Source organism: Streptosporangiales bacterium (assembly GCA_009379825.1).
Lineage (GTDB): Bacteria > Actinomycetota > Actinomycetes > Streptosporangiales > WHST01 > WHST01.
This window is the reverse complement of record WHTA01000089.1, coordinates 1-20,510: the sequence shown is the minus strand read 5'-3', so window position 1 is coordinate 20,510 and position 20,510 is coordinate 1. Positions and strand designations below refer to the sequence as shown.

The following is a 20,510-nucleotide window of genomic DNA, read 5'->3' as shown; positions in this document are numbered from 1 at the left end:
GTGCATTTGATCCTGCGACACGTGTCCGAACCCGACCACGTCTGGGCATGGTCAACCTGGCGTCGACGACGCCAACACCAAGCCCGAACCAGCCACTATCGCACCCGCGGCCACCCACCCCATGTGCCGTTGCAGTACTAACCGCCGGCGAGCACCGACTCGTACACCTGGCGGGTGCGGTCGGCGATGACCGACCAGCTGAACTCGTCGACGGCGCGGCGCCTACCGGCCGTCCCCATCGCCTTCGCCTGCGCCTGGTCGGCGAGCAGTGCGGCCAGCCGCTCGCGCAGGTCGCCGACGAACCGCTCCGGGTCCCTCGGCGTGCCGGTGCCGTCGGTCTCCTGGTCGATGGGTACGAGCAGTCCGGTCTCACCGTCGGCGACGACCTCGGGGATGCCGCCGGTCGCCGTCGCGACGACGGCCGCCTCGCACGCCATGGCCTCCAGGTTGACGATGCCCATCGGCTCGTACACCGACGGGCAGCAGAACACCGTGGCGTGGCTGAGTACCTGGATCACCTCGGGTTTGGAGACCATCCGGTCGACCCACACGACGCCGTCGCGCACCTCACGCAGCTGGTGCACCAGCTGCTCGACCTCGGCGCCGATCTCCGGTGTGTCCGGAGCGCCCGCCAGCAGCACCAGCTGGGCGTCGCCGTCGAGTCCGTGCGCGGCACGCAGCAGGTACGGCAACCCCTTCTGCTTGGTGATCCGGCCGACGAACACCACGCTCGGCCGGTGCGGGTCGATGCCCAGCCGGTCGAGCACGTCGGTGGCGGGATCCGGCGCGTACTCCGCCGTGTCGATGCCGTTGTGCACGACGGAGACCCGGCCGGGGTCGAGCGCCGGGTAGCAGCGCAGCACGTCGGCGCGCATGCCCGCGGACACCGCGATCACGGCGTCCGCCGCCTCGATCGCCGTCCGCTCGCACCACGAGGACAGGTTGTAGCCGCCGCCGAGCTGCTCGGCCTTCCACGGCCGCAGCGGCTCCAGGCTGTGCGTCGTCACGACGTGCGGGACCTCGTGCAACAGCTTCGCCACGTGGCCGGCCAGGTTCGCGTACCAGGTGTGCGAGTGCACCACGCTCGCGCCGGCCGCGCCCGCGCTCATCGCCAGGTCGACGCCCATCACCTGCAGCGCCGCGTTCGCGTCCGTCAGCTCCTGCGGTGGCTGGTACGCGGTCACCCCGGCCGCCTGGCGGTCCGCGCCGAAGCAGCGCACCCGTACGTCGGGCGGGTCGGGCAGCCGGCCCAGCTCGCGCGCGAGGTACTCGGCGTGGACACCCGCGCCTCCGTACACCTCCGGTGGGTACTCCCTGGTCAGCAGATCGACCCGCAACGGCATGCGTTCGCCCTCCTCGCACTACCCGACCGCCGTACGGAGCGTACGCCCTACGGGCCAAACCGGTGCGCGCAACATAGGGTGCTCCCATGGCCAAGGTGCTGTCGATAGTGCTCGCCGGTGGCGCGGGCAAGAGGCTGATGCCGTTGACGGCGGACCGGGCGAAGCCGGCCGTGCCGTTCGGCGGGGTCTACCGGCTGGTGGACTTCGTGTTGTCCAACCTGGCCAACGCCGGCTTCCTGAAGATAGTCGTGCTGACCCAGTACAAGAGCCACAGCCTGGACCGCCACCTCTCGGTGACCTGGCGGATGTCGACCGTGCTCGGCAACTACGTCTCGCCGGTACCCGCGCAGCAGCGGGTCGGGCCGCGGTGGTTCGCCGGGTCCGCCGACGCCATCTTCCAGAACCTCAACCTGATCAGCGACGAGCGCCCCGACTACGTCATCGTCTTCGGCGCGGACCACGTCTACCGGATGGACCCGCGGCAGATGCTGGACGCGCACATCGCCAGCAGCGCGGGCGTCACGGTCGCCGCGATCAGGCAACCGCTGTCGCAGGCCGACCAGTTCGGAGTGATCGAGGCGGACGCGGAGAGCGGCCAGATCACGGCGTTCAGGGAGAAGCCGAAGGACGCGGTCGGCCTGCCGGACGCGCCGGACCAGATCTACGCGTCGATGGGCAACTACGTCTTCACCACCCACGCGCTCGTCGACGCCGTGCGCAAGGACACCAAGGACGAACGCAGCAACCACGACCTCGGCGGCGACATCATCCCGGCCTTCGTCGCCCAGCAAGACGCACACGTCTACGACTTCGCCTGCAACGTGGTGCCGGGCACTACGGACCGGGAGGTCGGCTACTGGCGCGACGTCGGGACGCTGGACTCGCTCTACGAGTGCAACATGGACCTGATCAACGTCAACCCGGTGTTCAACCTGTACAACTCCGACTGGCCGATCCTCACCTCGACGCCGCCGTACCCGCCGGCCAAGTTCGTCTTCAACAACACCGACAGGATCGGCTCGGCGGTCGACTCGATCGTCTCGCACGGCGCCATCGTCTCCGGCGGCCGGGTCGAGCGTTCCGTGGTGTCGCCACTGGTCCGGGTGAACTCGTGGGCGAGGGTCACGGACTCCGTGCTGATGGACAACGTGCAGATCGGCCGGCGCGCCGTCGTGCACAAGGCCATCCTGGACAAGAACGTCGTGGTTCCCGAAGGCGCACAGATCGGCGTCGACCACGACGCCGACAAGGCACGCGGCTTCACCGTCTCGCCGGACGGTGTGGTCGTGCTCGGCAAGGACCAGTACGTCCCACCGCCGTGACGCGGTCGGCTACCCGGTCCGTGCGGTGAGCCAGGAGTCCAGAGCACGTACCCGCCGCACCTCGTTGCCGACAACGACCAGCCCTTCGTCGACGCCCATACCGGGCTTGGCGAGCAGCGCCGTCGCGACTGTGGCCATCGCCACGTGCGTGGTCGCGCGCGCCGACACGTCGGTCTCCACGCAGCTGCCACCCACGAAGGCACCGACTCCGTACCGCCGACAGGTGCGGATCGCCTCCACGGTGTTGGCCAGGCTGCCGAGGTCGGGCGTCTTCACCTGGACGTGATGCACGGCGTCGGCCGCGCAGAACGCTTCTATGTCGGCGAGGCCGTTCGCCCACTCGTCCGCGACGATCTCCACCCGCGACCCGAGACGCCTAGCCGCGTCTTGAGCGCGCGGAGCGCCTCGACCTGCGCGTCCCGACCGCCAGCGTCGAGCGGGTGCTCGACGCGCAGTGGCCGCCCCTCGGCGGCCTCCGCCAGCTTCACCAGCAACCTGGCGACCTCGGCCACGTCGCCGCCGACGGCCCGCCCGAGCATGCCGTAGACGTCGAAGTGCAGCTGTGGCCGGTAACCGGGCGCGCCGAGGTCGGTGATGCGCCGGCTCACCCACCGCACGTAGTCGGCCAGCACGTCGCCGCCCGGGCCGACGAGGCTCGGTGAGTTGACCAACCGTGCGGGAGCACGGGCACCTGCTTCACGATCATGGTGTCGACGTTGCCCCGCCGGTTCTCCCCCGACTGTGCGTACAGCGGCGGCTCGGTCAGCGCTGGCGAGCGCGCCGCCTGAGTACTTCGTCACAGAACACCGGCGGCGGCAGCTCGACGAGGTGCTCGCGAACCGTGCGACTGCCTCACGCAGCGGCACCGTCGGAGCAGTCGCGGTGGACGCGGACGGCCACGTCGCATGCGCGACCTCGACCGGCGGGATGGTCGGTCAGTCCGTGGGCCGCATCGGCGACACCCCGCTGATCGGCGCAGGCTCGTACGCCGCGGACGACGCCGTCGCCGTCTCCTGCACCGGCGAGGGCGAGGCCGACATCCGCGGGGTCGTCGCCCACGACATCACGGCACGCCTGCGGTACGGGCACGTCGGCCTCGAGGAAGCCGTGCGCGCGAGCTACCGGACCCAGTTGGAGCCGTACGGCGCGACCGGCGGCACCATCGCCGTCACCCCCGCAGGCGAGGCGCTCATCGCGTGCAACAGCAACGCCATGTTCGCCGGCTGCTGGACGCCCACCGCCCAGCAGACGTTCGTCTGACTGGGCTGCGCCTCGGCTACCGCAGCGGACGTTCAACCATCATGCGGGCTAGTCGAGCAGCAGCTTGGCGACGGCCGCCAGCCCGACCACCACGATGACGATCCGCAACGCGATCGGCGGCAGCCGGCGTCCGACCTTCGCGCCGAGCTGGCCGCCGATGATCGACCCGACCGCGATCAGGCCGGCCGCGATCCACGCGACGTCCGCCACGAACACGAACAGCACCGCCGCGGAGAAGTTCACGATGGTGGTCGACACGTTCTTCGCGGCGTTCAGCCGCTGGATGTGGTCGTGCAGCAAGGTGCCGAGCACACCCATCATGATGACGCCCTGCGCGGCGCCGAAGTAACCGCCGTAGATCGCGCAGCAGAACGTCGCGACGAGCATCGCGACGACGTGGTCGTGGTTCTCCGACCGGCGGGCGGCCATCCAGGAGTTCAGCTTCGGCTGCACGATGACGAGCACGACACCGAGCAGGATCAGCACGGGGACGATGGCGTTGAAGGCCGACTCGGGCAGCTTCAACAACAGCAGGCCGCCGGACACGCCGCCGAGCGCAGAGACGACGGCCATCGAGATGATCCTGCGGCGTTGGCCGGCGAGCTCACGCCGGTAGCCGATGACGCCGCTGACGCCGCCGAAGACCAGGCCCACGCTGTTGGAGACGTTGGCGACCACGGGTGGGTAGCCGAACGCGAGCAGCGTCGGGAACGTCACCAGCGACCCCGACCCGACGATGGTGTTGATGGTGCCTGCGGCGATCCCAGCAGCGAGGATCCCGAGGATCTCCCAGACCGTCACTCCGGCCGGTTTGTCTGGCCGGGCCCCGGCGGCGGCTGGTTCCACGGCGCCAGCGAGCCGGCCGTACCCGGTGTGGGTGGCGGCGGCACCGGTGGCACTGGTGGCGCTGGTGGGCTCGGTTGACTCTGCTCCGACTCCTCGCCGTACGTCGTCTCGCCGGCGACCGGCCCTACCGGGGTCGCACCGAGCTGCTCGATCGCCTGGGTGAGGCTCGCACTGGAGCTACGCTTCCGTCTGCGGCCACCGCCGTCGGCAGCCGCCGCCTCGTCGGCCTCTGACGCCTCCGTCTCACCGCCAGCAGCGTCCTCGGCGCCGGCCTTCACCGAGCCGAGCACGCCGCCGAGGCCCTCCAGTGCCTTGCCGAGCTCGCTCGGCACGATCCAGAGCTTGTTCGAGTCGCCCTCGGCGATTTTCGGCAGCATCTGCAGGTACTGGTACGACAGCAGCTTCTGGTCCGCGTCGCCCTCGTGGATGGCCTCGAACACGGTCTCGATGGCCTGCGCCTCACCGCTCGCCCGCAACGCCTGCGCCCGCGCGTCACCCTCGGCGCGGGTGACGGCGGCCTCCGCCTCACCGCGGGCACGCAGGATGGCGGACTGCTGGTCGCCTTCGGCCGTCAGGATCTGCGACTGCTTGACGCCCTCCGCGTTGAGGATGGCCGCGCGCTTGTCGCGGTCCGCGCGCATCGCCTTCTCCATCGCGTCCTTGATGGTCGGCGGCGGGTCGATCGCCCGCAGCTCCACCCGGTTCACCCGAACGCCCCACCGGCCGGTGGCGTCGTCGAGCACTCCGCGCAGCGCGTTGTTGATCTCCTCGCGCGAGGTCAGCGTGCGCTCCAGGTCCATCGACCCGATGACGTTGCGCAGGGTGGTGATGGTGAGCTGCTCGATGCCCTGGATGAAGTTGGCGATCTCGTACGTCGCGTCGCGCGCGTTGGTCACCGTGTAGTACACGACGGTGTCCACGTTCACGCTCAGGCTGTCCTGGGTGATGACCGGCTGCGGCGGGAACGGCACCACCTGCTCACGCAGGTCGGCAAGGTGCCTGATGCGTTCGAAGAACGGGATCAGCAGCCTGGGCCCCGCCTCCAGCGTCCGGTTGTACTTGCCCAGCCGTTCCACGACTGCCGCCCGCTGCTGCGGGACGATACGGATCGTCCTCGCCAACAGGATGACGACCGCCAACGCGATGACGATTGCCGCGATGAGTCCTGCGGTCACTGTTCGATCTCCGATCCTGGCCCGTAAACGAGCGCGGTCGCGCCTTCGATCTCGATCACCTGGACAGTACTACCTGCCTCGAGGACGAGGGTCGGGTCGTAGGCCCGCGCCGACCAGATCTCACCGGCGATCTTCACCCGCCCCTCTTGGCCGTCGACGCGTTCGACGACCAGCGCGTCCTGACCGACGACCCTGGCGAGGCCCATCCGCTGATGCGGTTTGTGCCTGCTGTACCGCCGCGCGACCGGCCTGATGATGCCCAAGGTGGCGACCGCGGCGATCGCGAACCCGAGGATCTGGAAGCCGGCAGGTACCCCGAGCAGGGCGAGCAGCATCCCGACCAGCGCCGCGAGCGCGAGCATGCCGAACACCAGGAACGGTGTCAGGGCTTCCAGGATGCCCATCCCGACGGCGGCGATCAGCCACAGTAACCACGCATCGAACTGCACCTCGCCAGCCTACTTATTTCCGGGCCGGCGTGGTATCGGACGCACCGCGCACTACGGCGTACCGCGCGCCACCCAGCGGTCGTCCATCCGGTCCAGCCGCAACCAGACGCCGAAGCACTTGGACAGGTTCTCCGCCGTCAGCACGTCGTCGATGGGGCCCTGCGCGACGGCGCGGCCGTCGCGCAGCAGCAGGCAGTGTGTGAACGACGGCGGGATCTCCTCCACGTGGTGGGTGATGAGCACCGTCACCGGTGCCTGCGGGTCGGCGGCCAGCGCGGCGAGCCTGCGCACGAGGTCCTCACGTGCCCCGAGATCCAGCCCGGCCGCCGGCTCGTCGAGCAGCAGCAGCTCCGGGTCGGTCATCAACGCGCGGGCGATCTGTACCCGTTTGCGCTCCCCCTCGGACAACGTGCCGAAGGTACGGTCGGCGAGCTCGCCGCACCCGAGCTGCCACAGCAGCTCGAGCGCACGGTCCGCGTCCCAGTTGTCGTACTCCTCGCGCCACCGGCCGACGATCGCGTACGACGCGGTCAGCACGACGTTGCGTACGGTCTCCGTGGGCGGGATGCGTTCGGCCATCGCCGCACTCGTCACCCCGATCCGCGGGCGCAGCTCGAAGACGTCGACGGCACCCATCCGCTCACCGAGGATGTCCACCGTGCCCGTGGTGGGGAACAGCTGTGCGGCGGCCATCCGCACCGCGGTGGTCTTGCCGGCGCCGTTCGGGCCGAGCACGATCCAGCGTTCGCCCTCCCGCAGAGTCCAGCTCAGCCCGTCGAGCAGAGTGGAGCCGTTTCGCGATACGGAGATGTTGTCCAGGCGCAGCACTTCAGCCGTCACCGACGCCGCCTCTCGGTCAGATCGAGTGCAGGACCAACGTACGACACCGCGGTTCTATCCTCGACGAGTGGCACGCACTCGTACCGACGCATCCGCGTCCGAGACACTCGTCGCCTGGGCCAACGCCTGGCTGGCGGGCAACTGTGGTCGCGACGAGGTCGCCGACGTCCTGGAGAAGGAGCACGGACCGCAGCAGGTCACCGGCGTCAGCCACCCCGCGGTGGCCGACCGGGAGCAGCCGCTGCGGACGCTGCTCGACGTCCTGCGCGGCCAGCGGCTCACCGCGTTCCGGCTGGCGCTGCCCGCGCCCGGCGACCCGCTCGGTCTCACCGGGCCGAAGGAGTTCAACCTGCCCGCCGTCGACGCCGGCGAAGCCGTGCTCGTCGAGCTCGGCGAGGCACCTCTCGGCCTGGTGCCGACCGCGGACGTGCGCGGATCCTCGTACCGCGGGTTGCGGTGGCAGGCGCATCTGGTCCACCGGGCGAGCGCTGGCACCCCGACGCTCGCGGAGGCCGAGCAGGCGCTGAACCTGACGCTGCGCGACACGGCCGACGCCCTGCTCGCACTCGACACGGCGGGCTGGCGGCCGGCCGCGAGCAGCGCGCTCGCCGAGCTGCGCGCACCCGCCGACGTCCCGCCGCTTGCGCCCGGCTACCCCCAGCGGGCGTGCCGGGTCGCCGCGCAGGCCGACCGGCTGGCCGCCATCACCGCCGCCGGCCTCGCCGACGACGGCGGCAGCGTCACCGCGCACGAGGTGGACGCCCGCAGGGCGAGCCTGCGCGACCTCGAGCATGCGGTCAGGCGGGCACTGGTCGCGGCGCACAACGCGGTGACCGACGGCTGACCTGCGCGGACACGCGACAGTCCGGGGTCGTGTGCGGCAGCGCACCGGCACCCGACTAACGTGCAGGAACCATGGAACCGGACGCAGTCGCAGTCTCCGCCGCCAGCCGCTTCCGTACCGACTCCCCGTCGCGCACCCTGCTCGTGACGCTCACCGGGCGCGACCGCCCCGGTCTGCTTTCGCAGGTGTTCGCTGCGGTCGCGAGCGAGTCCGACACCGAGGTGCTCGACGTCGAGCAGGTCGTGGTCCGCGGCCGTATCGTGCTCGGCATCCTGCTCGCCGCACCCGACCCGGAGAACGGCCTCGCCCCTGCCCTGCAGCTGATGGCGGAGAAGCTGGACCTGGACATCGACGTCACGCCAGGCTCGGGCGACAACGACCCGCGGCGCGGCGAGCGCCTGCACGTCACGTTGCTCGGCGCGCCACTGCACCCCGGCGCGGTCGGCGCGATCGCCGGTCGTACGGCGGCGTGCGGGGCGAACATCGACCGCATCCTGCGGCTCGCCCGCTACCCGTGCACGGCGCTCGAGCTGGAGGTGTCCGGCGCCGACTCCGACGAGCTGCGCGCCGCGTTGGCCAGGGAGGCCGCCACCCAGCACGTGGACGTGTCCGTGCACCCGTCCGGTCTGCAGCGCCGCGGGAAGCGGCTGGTCGTGATGGACGTCGACTCCACGCTCATCCAGGACGAGGTCATCGAGCTGCTCGCCGAGCACGCCGGCTGCGCCGAGCAGGTCGCCGAGGTGACCACGGCGGCGATGGCCGGCGAGCTCGACTTCGCCGCCTCGCTGCGGCAGCGGGTACGACTGCTCGCGGGGCTGCCGGAGAGCATCCTCACCGAGGTGTACGAAGCGCTGCGGCTGACGCCGGGCGCGCGCACCCTGATCCGCACCCTGCGGCGGCTGGACCACAAGATCGCCGTGGTCAGCGGCGGCTTCACCCAGGTCATCGAGCCGCTCGCCGCGGACCTCGGCATCGACTTCGTCGCCGCGAACACGCTCGAGATCGTCGACGGCAGGATCACCGGCGAGCTCGTCGGCCCGATCCTCGACCGGCAGGCGAAGGCGGACATGTTGGTCAGGTTCGCCCACGAGTGCGAAGTGCCGCTGCGGCAGACGGTCGCCATCGGCGACGGCGCGAACGACCTCGACATGATCCAGCGCGCGGGCCTCGGCGTGGCGTTCAACGCCAAACCGGTGCTGCGCGAGGCGGCGGACACGTCGCTGTCGGTGCCGTACCTCGACTCGCTGCTGTTCCTCCTCGGCATCCCCCGCGACGAGGTGGAGGCCGCCGATGCCGAGGACGACGACCTGACGCCGAGCCAGCCGGCAGTGCGGCCCTGACCACCGTGGCGATCGCGACCGGCTGAGCCCGGCTAGCCGAAGCTGCCGAAGATGGCGGCGAAGTCGGGCATGGTGAGGTGCTCGTGCTCACCGGGGTCGGCTTCCGCGGCCGCCCTGACCTCGCCGTAGAGCGCGCTGATGTGGCGGACGACCGCCTGCCTGGCGGCGCTTGCGTTCCGGTGCACGATCGCCGCGTGCAGGTCGCTGTGGTGCGGGTCGAACCGCTCGTCCGCACGCTCGAGCGCCAGCGTGTGCTTGCGGTAGTCGACCATCCGCGGCACGAGTGCGAGGTACGTCTGCAGCAGCATCTGGTTGTGCGCCGCACGTACGACTGCCTCGTGCACCTGCTCGTCGGTGCGTACCAGCTCGTCGATGTCCCGCGTGCGTCGCACCGCCTCGTGCTCCCGGCACCGCGCCGCAAGCACGTCCAGGTCGGTCTGGGTCGCGCGGAAGCAGGCCAGGCCCGTCGCCGTCAGCTCCAGGCCGAGCCGCACCTCGAGCACCTCGCCGGCACCCGGGCCCTCGGTGACGCTCCACTCCACGAACTGCGGGTCGGGCTCACCATCGGTGCGCTGCCTGACGTACGTGCCGCGGCCGCGCACGACCTCGAGCACGCCGAGCGTGTGCAGCTTGCGGATGGCCTCCCGCAACGAGCTCCGGCCGACGTGGAACTGCCGGGCCAGCTCGGGCTCCGAGGGCAGCCGGTCACCGGGACGCAGCGTGCCGGACTCGATCTCGGCGACGAGTCGCTCGGCGACGATCTCGGGGACCGAACGACGTTCGAGCGGTTGGTAGCGGACGTGATCAGCGGTGCTCACGGGTACATCCTGCCAGCTCGCTTAACTGATGTCAGACAACAGATTAGCGTACGGTCACCGCGCTCCGGCACAGCCCGCCCAGGACCGCGAGCCAGCACCGACGGGCCGGTGACCGCACAGGCCCCGACGACCCGTCGACCGCACACCACCGTCGGCCGGTCGACCGCACGAGCACCACGACCGTCGATCGCACAGCAGGAGCAGTGGCCGTCGAGCTGACAAGCAGCATCGGCGGGCCGTTCAGACGCACGCGGGAGGCATTCCCCATGACCAGACAGTCCGGCTCCGGCCGGGTCGTGCTTGCCAGCCTCGCCGGCACGACCATCGAGTGGTACGAGTTCTTCATCTACGGCACCGCGGCCGCGCTCGTCTTCGACAAGCTCTTCTTTCCCGGTCACGACCCGCTGGTCAGCGTGTTGCTCTCGCTGTCCACGTTCGCGCTCGCGTTCGTCGCCCGGCCGCTCGGCGGCGTGCTCTTCGGGCACTTCGGCGACCGGCTCGGCCGCAAGTCGATGCTCGTGGTGACGCTCTCGCTGATGGGCGTCGCGACGCTCTGCATCGGGCTGCTGCCCACCTACGCGACGATCGGTCCCGCCGCTCCCCTGCTGCTCGTGCTGCTGCGGGTGGTGCAGGGGCTGTCGCTCGGCGGCGAGTACGGCGGCGCCGTCCTGATGAGCGTGGAACACGCGAGCAGCCGTCGCCGCGGTCTGTTCGGCGCGCTGGTGAACACCGGCGCCGCGTGGGGGCTGCTGCTGGCCAACCTGGTATTCCTGGCCACCTCGCAGCTCTCCGACGCCGCGTTCCAGGCCTGGGGGTGGCGGGTGCCGTTCCTGCTCAGCGTCGTGCTGATCGGCCTCGGCCTGGCGATCCGGCTCAAGCTCGCGGAGAGCCCGGACTTCCAACAGGTCAAGGACAAGGACGAGGTGCGGCGGGCGCCGATCGCCGAGGTGCTCTCCCGCTGCGCGCGCTGCTGATGTGCCTCACGTACGTCTCCGCGGGCGTGACGTTCTACATCGGCACGGTGTTCTCGCTGAACTACGGCACCGGGCAGCTGAAACTCGACCGCGACGTCATCCTGCAACTGGTGCTCGTGGTCAACGTGCTCGCCATCCTCGGCATCCCGTTCTTCGGCTGGCTGTCGGACCGCACCGGCCGGCGCGCCATCTTCGTCGCCGGCTGCCTCGGCATGGCCGTGCTGCCCTACCTGTGGTTCGTGACCCTCGACACCGGCTCGTTCGGCTGGATGCTGCTCGGCTTCCTCGCACTGTTCCTGCCGTACACCGCGACGTACGGCACCATGCCGGTCTTCTTCGCGCACGTGTTCCCGCCGGCGGTCAGGTACACGGGCATGTCGCTCGGCTACACCCTCGGCACGGTGATCGGCAGCGCGCTCGCGCCGATCGTCGCTACCTGGCTGCTGGACGCGTCCGGCGGCTGGCTGCTGATCGCCGCGTACATGAGCCTCGCCGGTGTGGTGTCCGCGGTGGCCGCGCTGTTCCTGCGCGACTGGCACGGCCCGACGGCGGACGTCCAGACGAGCACCGCGGCCGAGGTCAGCAGATGAGCCGGCTGACGCTCGGCGCACCGATCTCCGTGCACCCGCAGGTGGACCCGCTGGACGACATCCGGTGGGCGGATGCACAGCCGGACCTGGCCGCCGCCTGGCTGATCGACCACCTGCAGGGGTGGTTCCCGCGCGGCGCACCGACCGGGGTGCTGGCCGACCCGCACCAGCTGCTCGACCCGCTCTCGCTGCTCGCCGCGGGCGCGGCGCAGACCGAGCGGATCCCGCTCGGGGTCGCGGTCACCGACCCGGTAAGGCGCAGCAGCGTCGCGCTCGCGCAGACCGCGAGCACGGTCGGCTGGCTGGGCGGCCGGCCGATGCTGCTCGGCCTCGGCGTCGGCGACCCGGGCCAGCTCAAGCCGTACGGGCTGCATCCAGGGCTGGAACGCACCGGCCGGCTCACCTACATGCGGCCGGCGCTCGACACGCTGAGCCGGCTGCGCACCGGTGACGTCAGCGGCGAGGCGTCGCTCGGCATCACCGCGGCGACCAGCTTCGCGCTGTACGTCGCGGCGCACGGGCCGCGCATGCTCGCGCTCACCGCACAGCACGCGGACGGCTGGATCCCCACCAGCCTCCCGCCTTCTGCGTACCGCGAGAAGCTCGGCGTGCTGCGCGGCCACGCGGAACGGGCCGGACGCGACCCCGGTGCCATCAGGCCGACGCTGTTCGCCTGGAGCGCGCTCGCCCCCACCAGGCGGGAGAGCGTCGCGCTGCTGCAGCACCCGTCCGTACGTGCGGTGGCGCTCTACCGCGGCGAGGACGGCTTCGCCGAGCACGGCGCCAGCTACCCGCTCGACCACGGGTACATCCCGAACGACATCCCGCCGGACCGAGCCGAGTCGCTGCTGACCGCCATCCCGGACGCGGTCGTCGCCGATGCCGTGCTGCACGGCTCGCCGGCGGACGTCCGGGCGCAGCTGGCCGAGTACGAGCGGGCCGGCTGCGAGCACGTCATCGTCTACGACGTCGGCAGGTTCGTCAATCCTGAGGGCACGGCGCGGTTTCGCGAGGCGTTGCGTGCGGTCGCGGCGTCGTGACCGTCACTGCTCCGCCCAGCGTTCGATGAACCGCGCCGTCGCCTGCGGCGTCATGGTCAGCCCGTTCACGCACAGGCCGGGGCGCAGCCACAGCGCGCCGAGCAGCAGCTCGGTGGCGATCGGCTTCGCCGCCTGGGTGAGCTCGAGCTGGCGCAAACCGGGCAGGCCGCAGACCAGCTCGGTGACGTCCAACGCCGTCACGTGCGCCCACCGTGCGTCGAGCGCGAGCTGCCCCAGCCCGCTCAGCCGGCGCACCACGCTGAGCATGGCGCGGTCCAGGTAGTCCACGGCGACGGCCATCTCCCGCAGCGGCCACAGCGTCGCCACCTGGTCGAACAGGCCGGCGGTCATCCGCGGCTCGGACAGCCCGAACGTCACCAGCTGCCGCTGCCCGAGCACCTCGACGACCTCCGCCGCCGGCACCTGCGGCACCTCGAGCCTTACCTGCCGCAGCCGGCCCGCCGCGCGCAGCGGCAGCAGGTCGCCCGCGCGCAGGGCGGGCGCGGTGAGCTGCAGCACGGCGAGGTTCGGGGCCTGGCTGATCGCGGCGACCACCGACCGGTCGATGACGTCACCGGCGGCGGTGAGCACCGCGAGCGACGGCAGCGAGGCCGCGGCCATCAGGTCGTACGCATTGACCCGCGACCGCCGGACGTCGATGGACACCACAGGGATCGAGAGCTCGGTCAGCCACGCCAGCTGCGCACGCGCGCGGCGGCGGCCACGCACCTCGAGCACCGCACCGTCCGGCACGTCGAGCACGCCGCTGGCCGCGCCGGCCAGCCGTCGGCCATCGGCCGCGACCGCCCAGACGTCCACCGCAGCCTGTTGCGGAAGGCGTACGATCACGGCACAAGGATCTCCACCAACCGGGCGAGTCCGAACTCAGGCTCGCCGAGGCACGATGCAGTCACGACACCTTGCTCGACGAACACGTAGGTGGGATAGCCCTGGAGCTGGAACTCGTCACGCAGCCGCGGATCCGTGTCGGCGTCCATTCGCAGCACGGTGAGTTCGTTGCCGTACCTCTGCGCGATCGCATCGAGCTGCGGCAACGCTTCGTGACAGTCACCACACCATGGTGCCTCCAGCTGAGCCAGCAGCGAACCACCGGACTGCAGCAGCGCGAGGTAGTCGTCGCGCGAGACCAGTGGAACCATGGCCGCACCCTTGCGCATTGGCGCCGACCGAGGCAATGGTGGCACCATCAATCCTGTCGCTGGTCATATCACGGCGGCCCCATCGAGCCCGAAGGAGCGTCGGGTGAACTACGCGCGGCAACCGGAGACGCCCGCCTTGTTGAGCGACGAGGCGATCGGCGCCTTGAAACGGCGCATCGTGACCGGTGAGCTCGCGCCCGGCGCCTGGGTCTCGGAGGGCGACCTGACCGAGCTGCTCGGCATGAGCAAGACGCCGGTACGCGAGGCGCTTGCCGTACTCCGCCGGCAGGGCTGGATCACAGCGACACCGCGGTCCGGCTACCGGATCCGCTCGGTCACCGTGCGGGAGACCAGGGACCTGCTCGACCTGCAGGCCGTGCTCGAGCCGATGGCGGCGGCGAAGGCGGCCATCGGCAGCCAGCGGTATCCGGGCGAGGTCGAGAAGCTCGCCGCGTTCGCCGTCGACTCGACCGGACATACCTGGGCGAACTCCGACGAGATCCTCGCCCACTACCGCTTCCACCGGCGGCTCACCGCACTAGGCAACAACCGCGAGCTCGACCTGCTCCTCGCCGACCTGCATCTCAAGCTGCACCAGGCGTTCGTCATCGCACGCAAGCTGGACACCACCAACCTGCCGGACAACACCGACCACAGGCGGATCGTCGAGGCCATCGCCAGGCACGACCCGGAGGCCGCCCGTCGCGCCGCCGCCGAGCACGTCACGGCGATCCGCACCTGGCTGATCACCGCGCTCATCGACAGCGACGCCGTGCTCGACGCCGGCATCTCCGGCCGGTCGCGCAGCGGCTTCACCAAGCCGAGGGCCCGCAGCAACCCCACTGGCCAGGGCTTACGTTGACTCTCCGGTCCCCTAGGTGCACAGTTGTGCCATGACGACACCGGTGGAGTCCGGCCACGCGAGCCCGGGTAACGACCTCGTCGACCGGCTCGCCGCGCGCCTGGCTCAGCGCACCTCGACGCGGTCGGGTCCGGAGTCGGACTGCGGCCTCGACGCTGACTGCCCGCCCGACCAGATCTGCCTGGACGGGCACTGCACCTGAAGGCGCGCATGCTCGCGCTCGTGCACGGCCCCGCCCGTCGGGCCAGCTACCTGGCAGCCGGTCGCCGCGGAGCTGCGTGCACGCGGCCACGAAGTGGCCGTACCCTCGCTCGCCGCAGCGCTCGACGGCACCGGGCCTTACTACCCGCGACTGGCGGCGACCGTCGCGGACGCCATCGCGGACGCCGGCGGCGAGGGGGTCGTGCTCGTCGGGCACAGCGGCGCCGGCGCCCTGTTGCCCGCGGTTGCCGACGCGACACCGGCGACGGTCACCGCCGCGGTCTACGTCGACGCCCTGCTACCGCAGCCGGGCGCCAGCTTGTTCGACACCCTGCCGGACGAGATCAGGGGGCAGCTGCTCGGCCTCGCCCGCGACGGGCGACTGCCGCCGTGGCACGAGTGGTTCCCGCCAGGCACCGTCGAGGAGCTGCTGCCCGACCCGCAGCTGCGTACGCGCTTCTGCGCGGAGCTGCCCGGGCTGCCGCTGGCCTACTTCGAGGAACCCACCCCCGCGCCGGCAGGCGCGGCGCCACCGCCCGGCGGCTACCTGCAGCTCAGCGACGCGTACGCCGACACGGCGCAGCGCGCGGAACGCAACGGCCGGTGGTACGCCGCAGCGCACACCATCTCGCCGTGCTGACCGAGCCGGCGGACGTCGCCACCGCACTGGAGGAGCTGGTCGAAGCCGTCGCGCGCTAGGCGCCCATGGCGTGGTAGCCGCCGTCGACGTGCACGATCTCGCCTGTGGTCTTCGGGAAGAAGTCGGAAAGCAGCGCGACGCAGGCGCGCGCGGTCGGCTCGGTGTCGGTGTTGTCCCACCCCAGCGGCGCGTGGTTGCCCCAGTCCTGCTCGAGCGCGTCGAAACCAGGGATGCTCTTCGCGGCCAGCGTGCGGGTCGGTCCGGCGGACACCAGGTTCACCCGGACGCCGCGCGGCCCGAGGTCGCGCGCGAGGTACCTGGCGGTGGACTCCAGACCAGCCTTCGCGACGCCCATCCAGTCGTACGCCGGCCAGGCCTGGCTCGCGTCGAAGGTGAGCCCGACGACCGAGCTGCCCTCGCGCAGCAGCGGCAGGGTCGCCTTGGTCAGTGCCTTCAGCGAGTACGCCGACACCTGCACCGCCACCGCGACGTCCGACCACGGCGCGTCGAGGAAACCGGCGCCGAGGCACGACGGCGGGGCGTACGCGATCGAGTGCATGACGCCGTCGAGCCCGTCGACGTGCTCCCCCAGCCGCTCGGCCAGCGACTCCAGGTGGCCCTCGTCGGACACGTCGAGCTCGAGCACGGAAGGCTCGGTTGGCAGCCGCTTGGCGATCCTGCGGGTAATCGAGAGCGCCCGGCCGAAGTTGGTGATGACCACCTCGGCGCCCTGCTCCTGCGCGATCTTCGCGACCCCGAAACCCAGCGAGGTGTCCATCGTCACGCCGGCGACGAGGATCCGCTTGCCGTCCAGAATGCCCATGACTTCAGTGCCCCATTCCCAGTCCGCCGTCCACCGGGATCACAGCACCGGTGATGTACGCCGCCTCGTCGCTGGCCAGCCAGCGCACCACCTTCGCCACCTCGTCGACCGACGTGGTGCGGCCGAGCGGTACCGAGGCGGCCAGCTCCGCCTGCCGTTCCTCGGACAGCACGGCGGTCAGCTCGGTCTCCACGAACCCGGGCGCGACCACGTTCACGGTGATGTTGCGCGGCCCGAGCTCGCGCACCAGCGACCGCGCGAACCCGACCATGCCGGCCTTGGACGCCGCGTAGTTGGTCTGTCCGGGTGAGCCGAGCAGACCGACCACGGACGAGATCAGCACCACCCGGCCCTGCTTCGCCCGCAGCATGCCGCGCACCGCGCGCTTCGTGACCCGGTACGCGCCGGTCAGGTTGGTGTCGAGCACCGAGGTGAAGTCGTCGTCCGACATCCGCAGCAGCAACTGGTCCTTGGTGACGCCGGCGTTCGCGATGAGCACGTCGACCTTGCCGAACTGCTCCTCGACCTCCTTGAACGCCTGGTCCACCGACTCGGCGTCGGTGACGTCGCAGCGGACGCCGGCAAGCCCGGCGGGTGGGTCACCCGTCCGGTACGTCACCACCGCGGTGTCTCCTGCCTCCGCGAACGCCCTGGCCACGGCCAGTCCGATACCGCGGTTGCCCCCGGTGACGAGTACGGTGCGCGTCACACTGCCTCCTTCGCATCTGCACCACCCAGACGCGCGAACGCTACCAGGATGCCTTGCGTCCGCAGGCGTTCGCTGCACCCCCGCGATGGCGTAGGGTCGAGGGGTGTCAGCCAACGCCACGGCCGGTGCCCGGCACGACATCGACCCCGAGTTCCTCGCGCTCCCGCTGCGTACGGTCGCCGACGCGGCAATCCAGCGGGCCCGCGACCTAGGCGCGAGCCATGCCGAGGTCCGCACCGAACGCGGCCGGCTGCAAGCCATGGCGTTGCGCGACGCACGCCTGCAGACCTCCGTCGACCTCACCGACACCGGGGTGTCCGTCCGCGTCCTGCACGACGGCGCGTGGGGGTTCGCGGCCGCTGTCGACATCGACCCGGCGACGGCACAGCGCCTCGCCGAGCAGGCCGTGGAGCTGGCCCGCACCTGCAAGCCGCTGACGTCCGAGCCGGTCGTCCTGGCCGACGAACCCGTCCATGCCGACGTCACCTGGGTCTCGGCGTACACCGAGGACCCATTCGGCGTCCCCGTTGCGACGAAGATCGCACTGCTCGGCGACCGCAGCGCAACGCTGCTCGCCCATCCCGCCGTCGACCACGTCGACGCGAGCTTCCAGGCGGTGCTCGAACAGAAGTTCTACGCGGACTCCGCCGGCACGGTCAGCACGCAACAACGCGTGCGGGTGCACCCAGAGCTCACCGCGGTCACGCTGGACGCCGGCGACGCCGGGTTCGAGGACATGCGCACGCTGGCACCGCCGACGGCCCGCGGCTGGGAGTTCGTCACAGGCACCGGCTGGGACTGGGCGACTGAGCTGGCCCAGCTGCCCGACCTGCTCGCGGAGCGTGCGGCGGCGCCTTCGGTACGGGCCGGCCGCTACGACCTGGTCATCGACCCGTCGAACCTGTGGCTCACCATCCACGAGTCGATCGGCCACGGCACCGAGCTCGACCGCGCCCTCGGCTACGAGGCCGCGTACGCGGGCACCACGTTCGCCACCTTCGACCAGCTCGGCGAGCTGCGTTACGGCTCCCCTGTCATGCAGGTCACAGGTGACCGCACGGCCGAGCACGGGCTCGCGACCGTCGGCTACGACGACGAGGGCGTCGCGACCACGCAGTGGGACGTCGTGCGCGACGGCGTGCTCGTCGGCTATCAGCTCAACCGGCAGATGGCGGCCATGAAGGGGCTCGGTGCCTCGAACGGCTGCGCGTTCGCCGACTCCGCGGCGCACGTCCCGCTGCAGCGGATGGCGAACGTGTCGTTGCAGCCGGCCGACGACGGGCCTGCGACCGACGAGCTCATCGCGGACGTCGACGACGGCCTCTACGTGGTCGGCGACAAGTCGTGGTCGATCGACATGCAGCGGTACAACTTCCAGTTCACCGGGCAGCGCGTCTACGCGATCAGGAACGGCCGCCTCGCCGGTCAGGTGCGCGACTTCGCGTACCAGTCGAAGACACCGGACTTCTGGGGGTCGATGGCGGCCGTCGGCGGGCCGCAGACGTACGTGCTCGGCGGCACCTTCATGTGCGGCAAGGGCCAGCCGGGCCAGACCGCGCCGGTCAGCCACGGCTGCCCGAGCGCCCTCTTCCGCGGGGTCAACGTGCTGAACACGCGCGAGGAGAACGGTTAATGAGCAAGTTGACCGCACAGCAGGCGGTCGAACACGCGCTGCGGCTGTCCCGGGCGGACGGCTGCATCGTGATCGTCGACGTGCACAGCCATGTGGACCTGCGGTGGGCCGTCAACTCGCTCACCTCCAACGGCCGCTCCACGTCGTGGGAGCTCACGGTGATCGCCACGGTCGACGGCGCGACCGGCACGTCCGTCGGCACCGTGTCGCGCAGCGGGGTGGCGCCGGACCAGATCGAGTCGGTCGTCCGCGCCGCGGAGCGGGCGGCGCAGGACTCGACCGCCGCTGAGGACGCCCAGCCGCTCGCCGAGCCGGGCCTGCTCGCCGCCGACGACGGCTGGGACGAGCCGCCCGCGGAGACCTCGGCCGCCGTCTTCGGTGCGCTCGCGCCGGCGCTCGGCGAGGCGTTCAAGCACGCCACCGCCGACGACCGGTCGCTGTTCGGCTTCGCCGAGCACGACACCACCACCACGTACCTGGGCACGAGCAGCGGGCTGCGGCTGCGGCACGCGCAGCCGTCCGGCCGGCTGGAGCTGAACGGCAAGTCCGCCGACTTCAGCCGTTCTGCCTGGATGGGCAGCTACACCAGGGACTTCACCGACGTCGACATCGCCGCGCTCGACGCGTCGCTGACCACCAGGCTCGGCTGGGCCGAGCGCCGGGTCGACCTACCGGCCGGCAGGTACGAGACGTTGCTACCGCCGTCCGCCGTCGCCGACCTGATGATCCCGTTCTACTGGTCGGCGTCCGCCCGCGACGCGCACGAGGGTCGCACGGTGTTCGGCAAGGGCGCAGGCGAGACGCGGGTCGGCGAGCGGCTCACCGACCAGCCACTGACCGTGCGGTCCGACCCGGGCGCGGCCGGGCTGGAGTGCTGCCCGTTCGTGGTCGCGCACGCGTCCACCGCCGAGCAGTCGATCTTCGACAACGGGCTGCCGGGCCCCGCCGTCCGCTGGGTCGACGACGGCGTGCTTGCTGCGCTGCTGCAGACCAGGCACTCGGCGGAGCTGACCGGCCTGCCGGCCACCTTCGGGGTGGACAACCTGATCGTGGAGGGCCCCGCCGACGCGCCGGACCTGGACACGATGATCGCCAACACGTCGCGCGGGCTGCTGCTCACCTGCCTGTGGTACGTGCGCACGGTCGACCCGGCCACCCTGCTGCTCACCGGCCTCACCCGCGACGGGGTCTACCTGGTCGAGAACGGCGAGGTGACCGCGGCGGTGAACAACTTCAGGTTCAACGAGAGCCCGGTCGGCATGCTCGGTCGGGTGACGGAGATCGGCCGCAGCGAGCACACCCTGGCCCGCGAGCTGAGCGACTACTTCACCCGGACGTCGATGTCGCCGCTGCGCGTGGCCGAGTTCAACATGAGCACCGTCAGCGACGCGTCCTGACCGGGTTACGAACCGGTGTCCCGTTGACGCAGGTCACGACGCGTTTTCGACGGCTTCTCTCGACCACCGGGCAGCGTCCGCAGACGTGGCGTGCCATCTCCGGGCCAACTCTGCAGGGCCTCCCGAGCACGGTCGAGCCGCGTGCCCGCCGCATGCAGGTACCGCTCCGTTGACCGCAGCGATGCGTGCCCCATCAGGTCCTTGATGTCCGTCAGCGGCACGCCGCGTTCCGCCAGCCACGACC

General features: G+C 71.1%; 22 protein-coding genes and 1 pseudogene. 11 read left to right on the top strand and 12 right to left on the bottom strand.

What is annotated here, in order from left to right:
* Positions 1-137: 137 nt before the first annotated feature.
* Positions 138-1,343 (bottom strand): glycogen synthase, encoded by a 1,206-nt coding sequence (gene glgA, locus GEV07_26950; GenBank protein ID MQA06202.1) that lies wholly within the window; start codon positions 1,341-1,343, stop codon positions 138-140.
* A gap of 86 nt (positions 1,344-1,429) precedes the next feature.
* Between glgA and glgC the strand changes: the two genes are divergently transcribed.
* Positions 1,430-2,665, top strand: coding sequence for a glucose-1-phosphate adenylyltransferase (glgC, locus tag GEV07_26945; GenBank protein MQA06201.1), 1,236 nt, complete (start codon positions 1,430-1,432; stop codon positions 2,663-2,665).
* A 9-nt stretch (positions 2,666-2,674) separates the two neighbouring features.
* On the opposite strand, the gene GEV07_26940 is transcribed toward glgC, so the two are convergent.
* Positions 2,675-3,277 (bottom strand): hypothetical protein, encoded by a 603-nt coding sequence (locus GEV07_26940; protein ID MQA06200.1) that lies wholly within the window; start codon positions 3,275-3,277, stop codon positions 2,675-2,677.
* Between the two features lie 51 nt (positions 3,278-3,328).
* On the opposite strand from GEV07_26940, the gene GEV07_26935 reads away from it, so the two are divergent.
* Positions 3,329-3,925, top strand: coding sequence for an asparaginase (locus GEV07_26935; protein MQA06199.1), 597 nt, complete (start codon positions 3,329-3,331; stop codon positions 3,923-3,925).
* Positions 3,926-3,973: 48 nt separating this feature from the next.
* On the opposite strand, the gene GEV07_26930 is transcribed toward GEV07_26935, so the two are convergent.
* The 4 genes from GEV07_26930 to GEV07_26915 all read right to left on the bottom strand — a co-directional run bounded on the left by GEV07_26930 (position 3,974) and on the right by GEV07_26915 (position 7,235).
* Positions 3,974-4,726 (bottom strand): TSUP family transporter, encoded by a 753-nt coding sequence (locus GEV07_26930; protein ID MQA06198.1) that lies wholly within the window; start codon positions 4,724-4,726, stop codon positions 3,974-3,976.
* On the bottom strand, positions 4,723-5,946 hold the full coding sequence (locus GEV07_26925; protein ID MQA06197.1) for an SPFH/Band 7/PHB domain protein: 1,224 nt from the start codon (positions 5,944-5,946) through the stop codon (positions 4,723-4,725). Before GEV07_26925 ends, GEV07_26930 begins: the two co-directional genes overlap by 4 nt.
* Positions 5,943-6,350 carry an NfeD family protein gene (locus tag GEV07_26920; GenBank protein MQA06196.1) on the bottom strand — a complete coding sequence of 136 codons (408 nt, stop codon included), beginning with the start codon at positions 6,348-6,350 and terminating at the stop codon, positions 5,943-5,945. The genes GEV07_26925 and GEV07_26920 overlap by 4 nt, the downstream gene beginning before the upstream one ends.
* Positions 6,351-6,446: 96 nt before the next feature.
* Positions 6,447-7,235 carry an ATP-binding cassette domain-containing protein gene (locus tag GEV07_26915; protein MQA06195.1) on the bottom strand — a complete coding sequence of 263 codons (789 nt, stop codon included), beginning with the start codon at positions 7,233-7,235 and terminating at the stop codon, positions 6,447-6,449.
* A 67-nt stretch (positions 7,236-7,302) separates the two neighbouring features.
* Between GEV07_26915 and GEV07_26910 the strand changes: the two genes are divergently transcribed.
* Entirely contained in the window at positions 7,303-8,079 is a 777-nt protein-coding gene (locus tag GEV07_26910) for a hypothetical protein (GenBank protein MQA06194.1), read from the top strand.
* A 71-nt stretch (positions 8,080-8,150) separates the two neighbouring features.
* On the top strand, positions 8,151-9,419 hold the full coding sequence (gene serB, locus GEV07_26905; protein MQA06193.1) for a phosphoserine phosphatase SerB: 1,269 nt from the start codon (positions 8,151-8,153) through the stop codon (positions 9,417-9,419).
* 32 nt (positions 9,420-9,451) lie between these two features.
* Here the strand turns inward: serB and GEV07_26900 are convergent, their stop codons facing one another.
* The gene (locus GEV07_26900; GenBank protein ID MQA06192.1) at positions 9,452-10,237 is read right to left on the bottom strand and encodes a GntR family transcriptional regulator; all 786 of its coding nucleotides are present in this window, start codon (positions 10,235-10,237) and stop codon (positions 9,452-9,454) included.
* Positions 10,238-10,503: 266 nt separating this feature from the next.
* On the opposite strand from GEV07_26900, the gene GEV07_26895 reads away from it, so the two are divergent.
* From GEV07_26895 to GEV07_26885, 3 genes are read left to right on the top strand one after another with little or no spacing between them, the layout of a single operon-like run.
* Positions 10,504-11,211 carry an MFS transporter gene (locus tag GEV07_26895; protein ID MQA06191.1) on the top strand — a complete coding sequence of 236 codons (708 nt, stop codon included), beginning with the start codon at positions 10,504-10,506 and terminating at the stop codon, positions 11,209-11,211.
* Positions 11,211-11,801 (top strand): MFS transporter, encoded by a 591-nt coding sequence (locus GEV07_26890; protein MQA06190.1) that lies wholly within the window; start codon positions 11,211-11,213, stop codon positions 11,799-11,801. The genes GEV07_26895 and GEV07_26890 overlap by 1 nt, the downstream gene beginning before the upstream one ends.
* Positions 11,798-12,841, top strand: a complete 1,044-nt coding sequence (locus GEV07_26885; GenBank protein MQA06189.1) for an LLM class flavin-dependent oxidoreductase — start codon at positions 11,798-11,800, stop codon at positions 12,839-12,841. Before GEV07_26890 ends, GEV07_26885 begins: the two co-directional genes overlap by 4 nt.
* A 3-nt stretch (positions 12,842-12,844) precedes the next feature.
* On the opposite strand, the gene GEV07_26880 is transcribed toward GEV07_26885, so the two are convergent.
* Both GEV07_26880 and GEV07_26875 read right to left on the bottom strand, forming a co-directional pair.
* Positions 12,845-13,690, bottom strand: a complete 846-nt coding sequence (locus tag GEV07_26880; protein ID MQA06188.1) for a hypothetical protein — start codon at positions 13,688-13,690, stop codon at positions 12,845-12,847.
* Complete coding sequence (locus tag GEV07_26875) at positions 13,687-14,049, bottom strand: hypothetical protein (GenBank protein ID MQA06187.1); 363 nt, start codon at positions 14,047-14,049, stop codon at positions 13,687-13,689. The genes GEV07_26880 and GEV07_26875 overlap by 4 nt, the downstream gene beginning before the upstream one ends.
* Here GEV07_26875 and GEV07_26870 point away from each other — a divergent pair.
* Together GEV07_26870 and GEV07_26865 are read left to right on the top strand one after the other, a co-directional pair.
* Positions 14,000-14,863, top strand: a complete 864-nt coding sequence (locus tag GEV07_26870) for an FCD domain-containing protein (protein ID MQA06186.1) — start codon at positions 14,000-14,002, stop codon at positions 14,861-14,863. The two genes, GEV07_26875 and GEV07_26870, sit on opposite strands and share 50 nt — an antisense overlap.
* A 274-nt stretch (positions 14,864-15,137) precedes the next feature.
* Positions 15,138-15,763: pseudogene (locus GEV07_26865) on the top strand (alpha/beta fold hydrolase).
* Here GEV07_26865 and fabI read toward each other — a convergent pair.
* Both fabI and GEV07_26855 read right to left on the bottom strand, forming a co-directional pair.
* A complete protein-coding gene (gene fabI / locus GEV07_26860; protein ID MQA06185.1) occupies positions 15,760-16,527 on the bottom strand; it encodes an enoyl-ACP reductase FabI in 768 nt (255 codons plus the stop codon). The pseudogene GEV07_26865 and the gene fabI overlap by 4 nt on opposite strands.
* 4 nt (positions 16,528-16,531) lie before the next feature.
* Positions 16,532-17,236, bottom strand: a complete 705-nt coding sequence (locus GEV07_26855) for an SDR family oxidoreductase (GenBank protein MQA06184.1) — start codon at positions 17,234-17,236, stop codon at positions 16,532-16,534.
* 103 nt (positions 17,237-17,339) lie between these two features.
* On the opposite strand from GEV07_26855, the gene GEV07_26850 reads away from it, so the two are divergent.
* Positions 17,340-18,869, top strand: coding sequence for a TldD/PmbA family protein (locus GEV07_26850; GenBank protein ID MQA06183.1), 1,530 nt, complete (start codon positions 17,340-17,342; stop codon positions 18,867-18,869).
* Complete coding sequence (locus GEV07_26845) at positions 18,869-20,266, top strand: TldD/PmbA family protein (GenBank protein ID MQA06182.1); 1,398 nt, start codon at positions 18,869-18,871, stop codon at positions 20,264-20,266. The genes GEV07_26850 and GEV07_26845 overlap by 1 nt, the downstream gene beginning before the upstream one ends.
* A 5-nt stretch (positions 20,267-20,271) precedes the next feature.
* Here the strand turns inward: GEV07_26845 and GEV07_26840 are convergent.
* The coding region (locus GEV07_26840) for a tyrosine-type recombinase/integrase (protein MQA06181.1) at positions 20,272-20,510 on the bottom strand (239 nt) is incomplete at its 5' end.

What these genes read in the sequence shown, in the direction of transcription:
- glgA (MQA06202.1), bottom strand. Translation starts at nt 1,343, where the DNA reads ATGCCGTTGCGGGTCGATCTGCTGACCAGGGAGTACCCACCGGAGGTG.
- glgC (MQA06201.1), top strand. Translation starts at nt 1,430, where the DNA reads ATGGCCAAGGTGCTGTCGATAGTGCTCGCCGGTGGCGCGGGCAAGAGG.
- GEV07_26920 (MQA06196.1), bottom strand. Translation starts at nt 6,350, where the DNA reads ATGGGCATCCTGGAAGCCCTGACACCGTTCCTGGTGTTCGGCATGCTC.
- serB (MQA06193.1), top strand. Translation starts at nt 8,151, where the DNA reads ATGGAACCGGACGCAGTCGCAGTCTCCGCCGCCAGCCGCTTCCGTACC.
- GEV07_26895 (MQA06191.1), top strand. Translation starts at nt 10,504, where the DNA reads ATGACCAGACAGTCCGGCTCCGGCCGGGTCGTGCTTGCCAGCCTCGCC.
- GEV07_26890 (MQA06190.1), top strand. Translation starts at nt 11,211, where the DNA reads ATGTGCCTCACGTACGTCTCCGCGGGCGTGACGTTCTACATCGGCACG.
- GEV07_26885 (MQA06189.1), top strand. Translation starts at nt 11,798, where the DNA reads ATGAGCCGGCTGACGCTCGGCGCACCGATCTCCGTGCACCCGCAGGTG.
- GEV07_26870 (MQA06186.1), top strand. Translation starts at nt 14,000, where the DNA reads ATGGCCGCACCCTTGCGCATTGGCGCCGACCGAGGCAATGGTGGCACC.
- GEV07_26875 (MQA06187.1), bottom strand. Translation starts at nt 14,049, where the DNA reads ATGGTGCCACCATTGCCTCGGTCGGCGCCAATGCGCAAGGGTGCGGCC.
- fabI (MQA06185.1), bottom strand. Translation starts at nt 16,527, where the DNA reads ATGGGCATTCTGGACGGCAAGCGGATCCTCGTCGCCGGCGTGACGATG.
- GEV07_26845 (MQA06182.1), top strand. Translation starts at nt 18,869, where the DNA reads ATGAGCAAGTTGACCGCACAGCAGGCGGTCGAACACGCGCTGCGGCTG.